This window comes from Crenalkalicoccus roseus (assembly GCF_004761865.1).
In the GTDB taxonomy this organism is placed as follows: Bacteria; Pseudomonadota; Alphaproteobacteria; order Acetobacterales; family Acetobacteraceae; genus Crenalkalicoccus; species Crenalkalicoccus roseus.
On record NZ_SJDM01000007.1, the window covers coordinates 1 to 13,222 of the forward strand.

Genomic DNA, 13,222 nt, shown 5'->3' on the forward strand with positions numbered 1-13,222 from the left:
CCGCGCCAGTCCTGCTGGCCGAACTGCTGTCCGCCACGCCAGTCCTGCTGGCCAGCTCCGTAGCGGTCCTGACCCCAGCCCATGCCCTGCTGCCCCTGGGCCAGGACGGGCGCCGAGGCCAAGGCGAGACCACCCGCCACCGCCGCCGTGAGCGCGAAGCGCCTCCACATCCGATCCATGTCTCTCTCCCTTTTGCTTGAACGGGTGTGCCGGATCTACCGCCTGAAGGCGCCACCAAGGTGGCACCCGGCCTGCCACCGGCCCTCAGGCGCAACTGGAACGGAGGCACCCGCGCCTCCGTTCCAGGCTGTGTCAGCCGTCTAGCGGGCGAGCCTGACTTCGCCCCACCCCTGCTGGCGCCCCACATCGGCCACGCGGTCACGCTCGAAACGCGGCTGCTGCTCGAGCTGCTCCCGCGTCATGTTCAGCCGCGCCCTCTCGCCAGGCCGGGTGAACTCGATGCTCTCGATCGGCACCACCGCCTGGCGGGAGCCGATGCCGAGGAAGCCGCCCCACTCGACCACCGCGGCCCGCACATTGCCCTGCTGGTCTATGAGGAGGTTCTCGACCTCACCCGTGTTCTGCCCGTCGGCGCCGACGAGGTTGGTCCCGATCAGGTCCCGCACGCTTGCGAGGGGCACGCCGGTGGCGGTTCCGGCCTGGGCCGGGCGCGGCTCGGCCGTCGCGCCGGCCGCCGCGTCCTGCTGACGGACCTGGGCTTGGCCTTCGCGCTGCACCTGCACCTGAGCCTGACCCTCACGCTGCACCTGCACCTGGGGCTGGCCCTCGCGCTGCACCTGCACCTGGGGTGGCGCCTGCTGCACCTGCACCTGCGGCTCCGGCTGCCGCACCGTCACCTGGGGTTCAGGCTGCCGCACCGTCACCTGCGGCTGCGGCTGGGTCACCGTCACCTGGGGCTGCGGCTGCTGGACGGTGATCTGCGGCTGCGGCTGCTGGACGGTGATCTGCGCGCCCGCCTGCTGCTGGCCAGCTTGGCCCGCCTGCTGCTGGCCAGGGGCCTGCGCCATCTGCTGCTGCAGCCGTGCGATCGCGTCTGCCGCACCGCCAAGCCGCTCGGCCATCTGCTGCGGCTGCGCCTGGGCCTGCTGCGACGCCTCCCGCGCCTCGTTCACCTGCCGCCGGGCGTCCTGATAGGCCTGCTGCTGCTGCATCTGCTGCGGCACGCGCTCGAGCGCCTGCTGCGCCTGGGTAAGGGCCTGGCGCGCCGTCTCCATGCCCTGCTGCGCCTGGCCTGCCTGCTGCTGGCCTGCCGCCTGCTGCTGGCCCGAAAGCTGCTGCTGGGCCTGGCGGAGCTGCTGCTCGGCCTGGCGGAGCGCCTGCGCCGCCTGCTGCTGGCCCTGCTGCGCCTGGCCCGCCTGCTGCCCCGCCTGCGGCGGCTGCGCCTGGCCCTGCGGCGCCGTCTGCGCCATCACGGCGCCACCGTAGCCGAACATCACCGCCGCGGCGGTTGCGAGCAGCCACGCCCTGGTCAGGCCCGGCCTGTTGCCTTCGGTCATCACGGTCTCCCTTTCTTGCCTTGCCGCCATGCGGCCTGCGCAAAGCAACGCATGACGGACGGGGAGTTGCCCGTGAAAGGTTCAAGGCACAGGCGCGGAGAAGACGCCGCCCGCTGGTCTGTGCGCCGATCCGAACCGGTTCCGCCTCGTATCTCCACGCGACCGATGCCGTTTCGGAGGAGCGGGCGACCGGCTTCTAGCCCCCGGGTCGGGCGGCGCGCGGCCGGCTTCGGGCACCGCGATGGAAGGCTCAGCCGCCGGCGCCGGCCAGCGCCGCCTCCACCGCGTCCCCGAAACGCTCCGCGATCATGTCCACCTGCGCCGCCGTCACGATGTAGGGCGGGGCGAGGATCACATGGTCGCCATGGCGGCCGTCGATCGTGCCGCCCATGGGATAGCAGGCGAGGCCGCGGCGGAATGCTTCCTGCTTCACCCGCTCGTTCAGCTTGAGGGCGGGGTCGAACGCCTGCTTCGTCGCCCGGTCCCGCACCAGCTCCACCGCCCAGAACAGGCCGCGGCCGCGGATGTCGCCGACATGGCGGTGGTTGCCGAGGCGCTCCGTCAGCCGCTCCTCCAGCCGCCGCCCCATGACGCGGACGTTCTCGAGCAGGTTTTCCTCCCGGATCACCTCCTGCACCGCGACGGCGGCGGCGCAGGCGATGGGGTGGGCCTGGTAGGTGTGGCCGTGCATGAAGGCGCCGCTGCCGCCGGCCAGACCCTCGATGACCCGCCCGCTCACCAGGATGCCGCCGATCGGCTGGTAGCCGCCGCCCAGCCCCTTCGCCACCACCTGGATGTCGGGCGCGATGCCCTCCTGCTCCCAGGCGTGCATGGTGCCGCAGCGGCCCATGCCGCTCATCACCTCGTCGAGGATCAGCAGCGCACCGTGGCGGTCGCAGATCTCGCGCACCGCGCGGAAATAGCCGGGCAGGGCGGCGACGCAGCCGAGGGTCGCGCCCACCACCGTCTCGGCGATGAAGGCGATGACGGTGTCGGGGCCGAGCCGCTGGAACTCCGCCTCCAGCTCCCCGGCGAGCCGCGCCACGTACTCCGCCTCGGTCTCGCCCTCGCGGCGGTCGCGATAGGCGTAGCAGGGGGAGACATGGCTGAAGGCCGGCGACAGCAGCGGCTGGTAGGGCGCGCGCCGCATCGCGTTGCCGCCGGCCGCGAGTGCCCCGAGCGTGTTGCCGTGATAGCTCTGCCGCCGCGCGATGAAGCGGGTGCGCTGCGGCTGGCCGATCTCCAGGAAGTACTGGCGCGCCATCTTCAGCGCCGCCTCGTTACCCTCGCTGCCGGAGGAGCAGAAATAGGCGTGCGTCAGCCCGCCCGGCGCGTCGCCCACCAGCAGGTCGGCCAGACGCTCCGCGCTTTCGCAGGAAAAGAGCGCGGTATGGGCATAGGCGAGCCTGTCGATCTGCGCCTTCAGCGCCGCGTTCACCTTGGGATGCGCGTGGCCGAGGCAGGCCACCGCGGCGCCGCCCGAGCCGTCTATCACCGCATGCCCGTCGCGGTCGTGGAGCCAGATGCCCTCGCCGCGCACGGCGACGGGCGGATCGGCGCGCAGGCTGCGGTGGACGAGGCGGCTGGCGGTCACGGCATCCTCCCGGAACGGTTTCGGCAGGCGCGCAGGGTTCCATGCCGCGCCGCCCGCGGCAATGCGGGATCAGCCGAGCAGCCAGCCGAGCGCCCGCCGCAGCCGCGCCGCCCCGTCCTCGGCGAAGAAGGCGCCATGCGCGAAGATCACGCGCGCGGGGCCGAGCGCCAGCAGCCGCTCCGCCGCGGCGCGGTTCTCCTCCCGCCGGCGGTTGAGCAGCAGGCGCAGATGCGCGGGCGTGTCGCCCCCCGACGCCGCGCCCACCATGCGCGCGAGCAGCCCGGTGCCGAGGGGCAGGCGCGAGACCTCCATCGCCTGCACCAGATCGGTCAGCACCAGGCTGCGGCTCGCATGGTGGAAGAAGGCGATCTCGGCGAAGCCCGGGCCGCCGAACGCCACCTGCTCGATCTCGCCGGCCCAGGGCGGAGGCGGGAGGCCGGCAGTTCGCCCGCCGCGCGCAGCTCCGTGCCCTGGTCGCGGGCGCGGCCCATCACGCCGGGCGCGGCCCAGAGCGACGCCTCGGGAAAGGCCTTCTGCCAGGGCGAGAGGTGCGTCCAGTGCGCGGTGTTCGGCGCCACCAGATGCGCGATGGGCCCGAGCTCGGTCAGTGCGGCGGCGAGCCTCGGCGTGTGCCGCGTCGGCGAGTGCAGCCAGAGCCCGCCGCCGGCCAGGCGCAGCACCGTCATGCGCACCGGCAGGCGGAGGCCGAGCACGCGCTGCGGCCCGCTGTCCACCACCCAGACCTCCTCCGCCACCCGCTTCGGGGTGTCGAGCGGGGGGTAGCTCGCCTCCTGGGCCATCTGCCGCCTCCGATGCGCGAACTTGGCCTGCCAGCGCCGGCGGCCGCGGCCGGTTCCGGGGCGGTAAGGCCGTTCCGCCCGACCGGGGCGGTGGCGGGCCCGCGGCGCGCCCCGCCTACTCCGCGGCGCGGACCGGCGCCGGCGTATCCTCCGGCTCCAGGGCGGCGATGCGCGCCCCGGCGGCGGCGATCCTCTGCGCCGTGATCTCGATCTGGTGCAGGTCGGCCTGCGCCTCGGCGAAGTGGCGCTTCAGGTTGGCCACCCGCCGGTCCAGCCGCTCCGTCTCCTCCGCCAGCCGGGCGAGCTCCCCGCGCAGCCGCCGCGCCTCGGCGCGCAGCCGCACGTCGTGCAGCAGGGCACGCATGGTGCCGAGTACCGCCCACATGGTGCCGGGCGAGACGAGATAGACGCCGCGCCGCGCCGCCTCGGCCACCAGCGCCGGGTGATGGGTGGCGAGGTCGGCGTGCAGCGCCTCGGAGGGAAGGAAGATCAGCGCCCCCTCCGCCGTCTCGCCCGGGCGGATGTACTTCCCGGCCACGTCCTCGACATGGCGGCGGATGTCGGCGGCGAGGCGGCGCTGCGCGGCGAGGCGGGCGGCCTCGTCCGCCGCCTCGCGCCAGGCGCGCCAGGCCTCGAGCGGGAATTTGCTGTCCACGGCGATGGGGCCGGGCGGGAAGGGCAGGCGGATCAGCGCGTCGCAGCGCGTGCCGTTGGCGAGGGTGTGCTGCCAGGCCCAGCTTCCCGCCGGCAGGCGGTCGGCCAGCATCTCGCGCAGCGCCACCTCGCCGAAGGCGCCGCGCGCCTGCTTGTTGCCGAGGAGGGAGGCGAGGGAGGTCACCTGCGTCCCCAGCGCCTCCAGCCTGGTGCGGGCGGCGTCTATCACCGCCAGGCGCTCGTGGATGCGGCGCGCGCTGTCCTGGGCGCGCTCGGCGCTGTCGGCGAGGGCGCGGGACAGGCGCTCGTTCTGCGCCGCCACCGCGGCGTCGAGCCGGTCGGAGAGCGCGTCCATGCGCTCGGCGAGCAGCGAGGCCGTCTCGGCCCCGGCGCGGGGACCGCGCAGGGCGAGGACGAGCGCGCCCACCAGCAGCCCGCCGGCGAGCGCGGCGGCGAGCGGCACCAAGAGCGGCAGCAGCGAGTCGGTCAAGCGCCTCTCCGCAACGGGATCCCGGCACCGCGCGATTCGGGCCGGCCCGCGAGACTACCGCGTGATCCCCCCATGTGGGCCACGCTTCCGCGGATCAGGCCCGACGCCCTCCCCTCCAGACCTTCCAGGCGATCAGGCTGAGCACCACGGCCGTGACGGCGAGGCCGACCGGCCCGGCCCAGTGCTCCACCTTGTGGAATTGCTCCCCGAGCAGGTAGCCGGCGAGCGCCAGCCCCCCGGTCCAGATCGAGGTGCCGAGCGCGGTCCAGAGGTAGAAGACGCGGCGCGGCAGCTCCACGAGACCCGCCGGGATGGAGACGGCGGTGCGCACTCCCGGCATGCAGCGCGCGATGAACACGGCGAAGGGGCCGTTGCGGCGCATCGTCGCCTCGGCCTGTGCCACCTTCCCCTCGGTCAGGCCGATCCACCGCCCGTGGCGCTTGAGGATGGCGCGGGTGCGGGCTGTGCCGTAGGCGCGCGCCAGCTCGAACCACACCGCATTGCCGGTGACCGAGCCCGCGATGCCGGCGAGGACCACGCCGAGGATCGGCATCTTGCCCTGGGCGGCGGCGAAGCCGGCGAGCGGCATGATCGCCTCGGACGGCATGGGCGGGAACAGGTTCTCCGCCACCATCAGCAGGAACACGCCGACCAGCCCGCCGGCGGCGATCAGGTCGGTCGCCCATTCCACCATCCGATCCGCTCCCGCTTGCGCCGCTCAGCCCGGCGTCCTGTAGAGGACAAGCGTGACCCAGCGGCCACGCGAGTAGTTGAACCCCGCCACGGTGCCGATCTCCTCCGGGGCGAGGCCGCGCGCCGCGGCCTCCCGCCGGAAGTCGGCCTCCGCCCGGTCGCCCACCGCGGCGACGCGGCCGGGCGCGGCGGCGAGGAAACGCGCGGCGTCGGCGCCGGTGCGCAGCAGCGCCACCTCGCCCCCCACCGCGAACAGCACCGAGGGTTCGTGATGGCCGGTGATGCCGAACTCCGCCGCGGCGAGGCCCGGCGCCCGCGCCTCCAGCGTCGCGGCGAGGCGCGGGGCGATCCAGAACGGGTCGAGGCGCGGCGCCACCCCCTCCAGCACCGTGGCGTAGAGCGGCGCCGCCAGCAGCGCCCCGAGCAGCCCGGCCCGGCCCCAGGCGCCGGCGCGCGCGGCGCGCAGCACCACCAGCACCAGCAGCGCGGCGAGGGGGATCGCCAGCAGGGCCGCCGTCGGCAGGTCGCGGCTGAGATAGAGGGGCAACGCCAGCGCCAGCAGGGCCAGCCCCGCCGCCACCCCGGCCAGCGCCACGACCGCCACCGCCCGCCACCAGCGGCGCGGCATGGACCGCAGCGGGTCCAGCGCCCAGGCGGCGCCGAGCAGCATCAGCGCCGGGAGCATCGGCAGGGTGTAGTGGGGCAGCTTGGTCTGCACCGCCTCGAACACCAGCCAGGAGGGCACGATCCAGGCCAGAAGGAAGCGCGTCGACGGGCGCATCCGGTCCCGCCAGGCGGCGGGCAGGGCCAGCAGCACGATCCAGGCGGCGGGGAAGGCGGCGATCGGGAAGGTGAGCAGGTAGTAGCCCGGCGGGCCCCAGTGGCTCTCCTCGCCCGAGCCGACCTTGGCGAGCATGTCGCCGCCCACCGCCTCGGCGAAGAAGCGCCCCTCGGTCGCGAGGCCGATGGCGACGAACCACGGCGCGGCGGCGGCGAGCATCAGCGGCAGCCCCCAGGCCGGGCGCAGCGCCCGCAGCCAGGGGGCGCGGCCGCGATCGGCCACCGCCAGCGTCACGGCGGCGAGCAGCGCCACCATCGGCCCGATCGGCCCCTTGAGCAGCACGGAGAGGCCGAGCACCAGCCAGAACGCCGCCGCCTGCCGCGCCGTGAGCGCCTCGGGGCGCAGATAGGCGAGGCCGAACAGGCCCATGGCGGCGACGACGCTCGCCAGCAGCGCCGCGTCGGTCTTGGCGATGTGCGCCTCCGCCACCAGCACGAGCGAGGAGGCGAGCATCGCCGCCCCCAGCAGCGCCGCCCGCCGCCCGACCAGGGCGCGGCCGAAATGGAAGGTGGCGAGCACGGCGAGCAGCGCGCCGCCGAGGCTTGGCAGGCGATAGACCCAGATGTCGGCCCGGTCGCCGAGCCCCGTCGCCTCCGCCGCGTGGACCGAGGCGGCCTGCAGCCAGTGGATGCCGGCGGGCTTCTTGTTCCGCTCCTCCTGCCCGAAGCGGATGCGGACATAGTCGCCGCTCTCCACCATCTGGCGGCTGGCCTGGGCGAAGCGGGCCTCGTCGCGGTCGGTGGCGGGCAGGGTGAAGAAGCCCGGCAGCCAGAGCAGCAGGCAGAGCAGCGCCAGCGCCAGCCGGGGCCGGCGCAGCAGCGGCTCGGGCACGGTGCCGAGCGAGCGGTCCGGGCCGGCGGGCGGGGCGATGTGCATGGGGAGGGCGGACTAGCACGGGCCATGCCCGGCGGCCATCATGCCTGGAGCGGATCGCGGAGGGCCGGCAACGGCCGGAAGCGTGGCGCCGCCCCGCGGACGACGGGGCGGCGCCGCTTCCGCGAGCACAGCCGGGTGGAAACGGCTCTAACGCGGCGCCTCGCGCGCGAGGTAGAGCGTCGCCTCCCCGCCCGCGAGCAGGGCCGCCGCCTCGCAGGGGCGGGCGATGCCGTCATGGTCCAGGCGGCGCAGCGGGAAGCGGCGCGCCAGCGCCTCGAGCCAGGCCGCCGGGGCGCGGCAGCGCGCCGGATCGAAGCCGAGCAGCAGGCGCAGCCCCGGCCGTGCCGCGAGCATCCCCTGCATGCCCGCCCAGGCGGCTTCCTCCCCCCCGTTCAGGTCCAGCCTGACCAGATCGGCCCCGCCGGGCAGCAGCGCATCGAGGGTGGTGGCGGGAACCTCCTGCGTCGCCTCGCCCGCCGCCTCCTCGGCCACCACCCGCCCGCCCGCCGGCGCGTCGGGCGGCACCGCGAACAGGGCGCGCCCCGCCCCGCCGGGACCGACCAGCGCCGCCTGATGGCGCTCCGTCCGGCCCTCGAAGCCGTTGAGGCGCAGGTTGCGCGGCAGCAGGGTGGCGAGGCGCGGATGCGGCTCCACCGCCACCACCCGCCCCGTCGGCCCGACCAGGTCGGCGGCGAGCAGCGTGAAGTAGCCATAGGCCGCGCCGCCATCCACCACCGTCTCGCCGGGGCGGATGTTGCGGGCGAGGAAGGCGGTGACCCACCACTTCCAGAAGCCGTCGAGCGCCAGATGCGGCGCCAGCGCGGCATCCCCGGCGTCCAGCAGCATCTTGTAGCGGCCGAGCGCGCGGCAGAGCAGGGTGCCGCCGGCCATGGGCAGGGCCGTCGCCAGGGCGCGGACCGCGGCCTGGACCTCCGCCTCCGGTCCCGGCTCGCGCAGCCGCCGCAGCGGCAGGAGCGGCAGGCGCCGCTCGCCGAAGCCGGCCAGGCGGGCGCGCCATGCGGCGGGGCGGGGCAGCGCCGCGGCGGCGGGATCAGGGCTGTCGGGCGGCACCGGAACTCTCCCTTGGCGGCAGCTTTCCACGGCCTTCTACCGGCACCGCCGCGCAGGGTGAAGTCCGTCGCGCCATCGCTCGCCGCGGTTGTGCCGGCGCGGCGGCCGGCGGTTCCCGCCTCGGCGCGGCCGGGATAGGCTCGCGCCATGTCCGAGGAAGAGCCGATCCCGCCCGCCCACCCGGCGCCCTGGCCGGAACGGCCCGCCGCCGAGGCGGGCCTCGATCCCGACCGTCTGGCGGAGGCCGTGGCCTTCGCCGAGTCGCACGAGACCCCCTGGCCGCGCGACCTGCGCGCCCAGCTGGAGAACCGGCATTTCGAGCCGCCGCCGCACAACGCCATCATCGGCCCCGTGGCGCCGCGCGGCGGGCCGAACGGGCTGATCCTGCGCCACGGCCGCCTGGTCGCCCGCTGGGGCGACACGCGCCGGGTGGACATGACCTTCAGCGTCACGAAATCCTACCTGGCGATGCTGGCGGGCCTCGCCCTCGCCGACGGGCTGATCCCCGACCTCGACGCGCGCGTGGCGGAGACGGTGCAAGACGGCGGCTTCGAGGGGCCGCAGAACGGCGCCATCACCTGGCGGCACCTGCTGCAGAACACCTCCGAGTGGGAGGGCACGCTGTTCGGCAAGAGCGACGTCATCGACCGCGGCCGCGACCTGGCGCTGGAGGGGCGCGGGCCGAAGGGGTTCGAGCGGCCCCTGCGGCCGCCCGGCACCTACTGGGAGTACAACGACGTCCGGGTGAACCGCCTCTCCCTCGCCCTGCTGCGCCGCTTCGGCCGCGCGCTGCCGGAGGTGTTCGCGGAACGGATCATGCGCCCCATCGGCGCCTCCGCCGACTGGTCCTGGCATGGCTACGAGACCTCCTGGGTCGAGGTGGAGGGGCGCCGGGTGCAGAGCGTCTCGGGCGGCGGCCACTGGGGCGGGGGCGTGTTCATCCACGCCGAGGACCAGGCGCGCCTCGGGCTGATGGCGCTGCGCGGCGGGCGCTGGGGGGAGCGGCGGATCCTGCCCGAGGGCTGGGTCGCCGCCTGCCGCACCCCCTGCGACCTCAACCCGCATTACGGGCTGCTGTGGTGGCTGAACACCGGGCGGAGCAAGTGGCCCTCGGCCAGCGCCGCCTCGGCCTGCTTCGTCGGCGCCGGCGGCAACGTCACCTGGATGGATCCGGAGCACGACCTGGTGGCGGTGGCGCGCTGGCTCGATCCCGCGCATCTCGACGGCTTCATGGCCAGGGTGACGGGCGCGGTCCGCGGCTGAGCGTTTTCCGGCCCCACCCTCCGCCGCCCGCCCTATGCGGCGCGGCGGCTGGCCCCGGCCGCGGCCTCGAGGCCGTGGAACCGCACCTCCGGGAAGCGGTGGCCGTGACGGTCGAGGAAGTCGAGGAACCGCCCGATGCCGAGCGGACCCGGAATCGGGTAGCGCGCCGGCAGGCGCTCGAGCGCGTCGTGGAAGCGGGTCAGCACGGCGAAGTCGCGCGGATACTCCCGCTCGTCCACGCCGAGGAAGCGGCCGGCGCGCCGCGCATGGCCGAGGAGGCGCCGCCAGCGCCCGATCGGCGGCAGGCCGACGCACTCCACCCCGTGGGCGAACAGCGTCAGGTTGATCTCGTCGAAGGGCTCGGCGGCCCTCAGGTAGCGCTCCGCCGCCTCGGCCGAGGGCTCCATGTTGAACTTCATCCAGAAGGGCGCGCTGCCGGTGCGCAGCGCCAGCAGCGGGTCGAGCAGGATGAAGCTCTCGATCAGCAGCCGGCTGGCAGGGATGCGCCGCTCCCGGTACCACCAGCGGTACAGCTCCGCAACCAGGGGGCTCGGATCCTCCGGCTCGTCGAAGACGATGCGCGCGACGCGGTAGCCGTGCGCGGCGGCGAAGCGCTCGATGTCCTCGCCGAGGCGCGGCTCGAAGCCCCATTCGGCCTCCGGCGCCTCCTCGGTCGGCGCCGGCGGATCCCAGCGGCGGCGGTGGGAGCCGTAGCGCGCGAGATACTCCTCGACGCGCGGGCCGCCGTGCAGGAACTCCTCCGGCGTCGCCCCGCCGAGGGCGCCGAACTGGAAGACGTGGCGGTCGGAGAGGCGGGTGACGGGGAAGCGCCGGCGGCAGTCGCTGACGATGATGGTCCCCCCCGGCGGCAGCACGCGCTGCAGGAACGCCTCGTAGGCGGGGCCGAGGCGCAGCCGCTTGACCCGGAAGTAGGTCATCAGGTGCAGCATCAGCCGGTCCTGGTTCGGGTCGTGCATGTGGTGGAGCTGCAGGTCCGGGTTGTGCGCCAGCAGCCGCCGCCCCGGCTCCAGCCCGCTCTCCAGCCCCTCTTTCGCGTCGTCCGGATGCACCTCCGTCTGCCGTACCGGGATGAACAGGGTCTGCGGCAGCCAGGGCAGGCCGAGGGCGCAGCAGAGATGCACCAGCGCCCCGCTCGCCGAGCCGACCACCACCGCCGGGTAGGGGCGCTGCGGGTAGAGCCCCGTCGCCCAGCGCGCCAGCGCCTCCGAATCCACGTTGTCGGTGTTGCGCTCGAGGATCGCCTCGCCGACGCCGCCGACGGCGTAGAGCGCCTCCCGCGCGCGCCGCGGCAGCAGGTTGGCGAGCGGCACCACGCGCTTGAGGGGGCGGGGCAGGCCGAGGGCGGGGATGTCCTTGCCCTTCAGGAAGCGCGCCGTGGCGCGCAGCATGGCGCTGCCGGAGTCGAAATTGGCGATGTAGCCGGGCGGCATCGGCCTCATGCGGCTCTCCCCTGCGCTGCCCCGCCGGCGGCGGGCGGGAGGTCGAGAAGGAAGGCCCGCGCCACGCGCGCGAGCTCGAGGGCGCTGGCGGAAATCATCTGGTGCGCGGCGCCGGGGATGACGCGGCAGGCGCCGCGCGGCGCCGCCCGCGCCAGGCGCTCGCACCACCCGGGCGGGGCGATCGGGTCGCGCGAGCCGCCGACCACCAGCACCGGCACGGAGACGCCGAGGATCCGCTCCTCGATGCGGTGGCGGCGCATCTCGTTCTGGGTGAACCGGCCGCGGAAGGGGCTGGTGCGGAGCTGGTCGAGCAGGCCGGTGCGCCATTCCCGCGCCCAGTCCAGCAGGCCGCGGGCGGCGAGGCGCGGTCCGCTCTCGCGCAGCTCGGGCGGCGCGGTCGGTCCCTGCAGCACCAGGGCGCGGACCAGCTCCGGGTGGCGCAGCGCGCACTCCACGGCGATCTGGCAGCCGTAGGAGTTGCCGAGCAGCGCCGCCGGCGCCATGCCCTCCGCGCGCATCCAGGCGGCGAGCGCGTCGGCGAGGCCGCCCGTGTCCAGCGGCCGTTCCGGCGCGTCGGAGCGGCCGAAGCCCGGCAGGTCGGGGCAGGCGGCGGGGAAGTCGCGCCCCAGCCGCTCCAGCAGGGGCACGAAATAGAGGCTGGAGATGACGAGCCCCTGCGCCATCACCACCGGCACGCGCCCGGGCGGCGGCGCGCCCGCGGCGATGCGGGCGTGCATCCGCCATGGCCCCGCCTGCCGCCGGGCGCTGCGGAGCGGCACCAGCCGCTCCCGTCCCTTCGCCCGCCCGCCGAGCAGCGCCAGCATCGCCCGCGCCCTCAGTAGGGGAGCAGCCGGCCGGCCCAGGCGGCGCGCCGGCGCCAGGGCATTGCCCGCGCCAGCAGCCCCCGCGGGCGCCGGCGCGGCAGCCAGCCGCCCCGGTGCCCGCCGCCAGTGCCGAGGGCAAGGGCGAGGGGCACCGCCGCCAGCAGCAGCGCCGCCGCGCCGGCGAGCGCCGCCCCGCCGCCGCGCGGCGCGGTCTCGCGCGCCTGCCAGCCGCCGGTGATGCGGGCCCATTCGGGCATCGGCTCGAACAGGTTGCCGCGGGTCGGCGGCGCCGGCGTGTCGCCGAGGTGCTGGCTGTCCACGTTGCGCGCCATCACCGCGTCCACGGCGGCGGGCGCGAGGTGGCGGGCGGCGGCCATGACGCGGCCGGCGCGGCCGACGAAGACCTCGCGCCGCGGGTGGCGCACCAGGCCGAGGATCGCCGCCGCCACCTCGGTCGGCGGGATCACCGGCGGCATCGCCTTCACGGCGCGGCCGGTGTAGTTGGCCGCCTCCTGGAACAGGGGCGTGTCTATGGTCGCCGGCAGGACGGTGCAGACATGGATGTGCCGCGCGTCGCGCAGCTCCTGCCGCCAGCAGTCGGACAGCGCGCGGATCGCCGCCTTCGAGGCGACGTAGGCGCTGGTGTAGGGCTGCGGCACATGGGCGACGATCGAGGAGAGGTTCACCAGGACGCCGTGCCCCTGCTCGCGGAAGAAGGGGATCACGCTGCGCGCGCCGTTCACCGTGCCGAGGATGTTGGTGCGGATCACCTCGTCATAGGCTTCCGGGGGCGTCTCCTCGACGCGGCCGAACAGGGTGACGGCGGCGTTGTTCACCCAGACGTCGATGCGGCCGAAATGGGCGATGGCCTTCTGCGCGAGGGCGCGGACCTCCGCCTCCTCCCGCACGTCGGTCGGCACCGCGAGCGCCCGGCCGCCGTCGCGGCGGCACTCCTCCGCCAGCAGCTCCAGCGCCTCCCGCCGGCGCGCGGCGAGCACGAGGGCGGCGCCCCTGCCGGCGAAGGCACGGGCGGTGGCGCGGCCGATGCCGCTCGACGCGCCGGTGATGACCACCACGCTGTCCCGGATGGATGGGCGCATCGCCTCGGACCTCCTCTGCGGTGCGGGGCGCCGCCCGGG

Annotated in this window: 12 protein-coding genes; 1 reads left to right on the plus strand and 11 read right to left on the minus strand. The window is 75.4% G+C overall.

Annotated elements, in window-relative coordinates:
• Positions 1–320: 320 nt before the first annotated feature.
• The 8 genes from ET526_RS08105 to ET526_RS08135 form a co-directional block, all read right to left on the minus strand.
• Entirely contained in the window at positions 321–1,517 is a 1,197-nt protein-coding gene (locus ET526_RS08105; protein ID WP_135467190.1) for a PRC-barrel domain-containing protein, read from the minus strand.
• A 250-nt stretch (positions 1,518–1,767) separates the two neighbouring features.
• On the minus strand, positions 1,768–3,111 hold the full coding sequence (locus tag ET526_RS08110; protein WP_135467191.1) for an aspartate aminotransferase family protein: 1,344 nt from the start codon (positions 3,109–3,111) through the stop codon (positions 1,768–1,770).
• A gap of 69 nt (positions 3,112–3,180) precedes the next feature.
• Positions 3,181–3,510 carry a hypothetical protein gene (locus ET526_RS21680; protein ID WP_204623539.1) on the minus strand — a complete coding sequence of 110 codons (330 nt, stop codon included), beginning with the start codon at positions 3,508–3,510 and terminating at the stop codon, positions 3,181–3,183.
• Positions 3,441–3,911, minus strand: a complete 471-nt coding sequence (locus tag ET526_RS21685) for a DUF4336 domain-containing protein (protein ID WP_204623541.1) — start codon at positions 3,909–3,911, stop codon at positions 3,441–3,443. The genes ET526_RS21680 and ET526_RS21685 overlap by 70 nt, the downstream gene beginning before the upstream one ends.
• Before the next feature lie 115 nt (positions 3,912–4,026).
• On the minus strand, positions 4,027–5,055 hold the full coding sequence (rmuC, locus tag ET526_RS08120; protein WP_240048316.1) for a DNA recombination protein RmuC: 1,029 nt from the start codon (positions 5,053–5,055) through the stop codon (positions 4,027–4,029).
• A gap of 94 nt (positions 5,056–5,149) precedes the next feature.
• A complete protein-coding gene (locus ET526_RS08125) occupies positions 5,150–5,749 on the minus strand; it encodes a DedA family protein (RefSeq protein WP_135467192.1) in 600 nt (199 codons plus the stop codon).
• 24 nt (positions 5,750–5,773) lie between these two features.
• Positions 5,774–7,465 carry an ArnT family glycosyltransferase gene (locus ET526_RS08130; RefSeq protein ID WP_135467193.1) on the minus strand — a complete coding sequence of 564 codons (1,692 nt, stop codon included), beginning with the start codon at positions 7,463–7,465 and terminating at the stop codon, positions 5,774–5,776.
• A gap of 147 nt (positions 7,466–7,612) precedes the next feature.
• Positions 7,613–8,536 carry an FkbM family methyltransferase gene (locus ET526_RS08135; protein ID WP_135467194.1) on the minus strand — a complete coding sequence of 308 codons (924 nt, stop codon included), beginning with the start codon at positions 8,534–8,536 and terminating at the stop codon, positions 7,613–7,615.
• Positions 8,537–8,683: 147 nt separating this feature from the next.
• Here ET526_RS08135 and ET526_RS08140 point away from each other — a divergent pair, with 147 nt between their 5' ends.
• Positions 8,684–9,799 (plus strand): serine hydrolase domain-containing protein, encoded by a 1,116-nt coding sequence (locus ET526_RS08140; RefSeq protein WP_135467195.1) that lies wholly within the window; start codon positions 8,684–8,686, stop codon positions 9,797–9,799.
• 32 nt (positions 9,800–9,831) lie between these two features.
• Here the strand turns inward: ET526_RS08140 and ET526_RS08145 are convergent, their stop codons facing one another.
• Genes ET526_RS08145 through ET526_RS08155 form a run of 3 tightly spaced genes read right to left on the minus strand, consistent with a single transcriptional unit; the run spans position 9,832 to position 13,183 of the window.
• Complete coding sequence (locus ET526_RS08145) at positions 9,832–11,259, minus strand: hypothetical protein (protein ID WP_135467196.1); 1,428 nt, start codon at positions 11,257–11,259, stop codon at positions 9,832–9,834.
• Positions 11,256–12,083, minus strand: coding sequence for an alpha/beta fold hydrolase (locus ET526_RS08150; protein ID WP_135467197.1), 828 nt, complete (start codon positions 12,081–12,083; stop codon positions 11,256–11,258). Before ET526_RS08150 ends, ET526_RS08145 begins: the two co-directional genes overlap by 4 nt.
• 11 nt (positions 12,084–12,094) lie before the next feature.
• The gene (locus ET526_RS08155) at positions 12,095–13,183 is read right to left on the minus strand and encodes an SDR family oxidoreductase (RefSeq protein ID WP_135467198.1); all 1,089 of its coding nucleotides are present in this window, start codon (positions 13,181–13,183) and stop codon (positions 12,095–12,097) included.
• Positions 13,184–13,222: the final 39 nt, after the last annotated feature.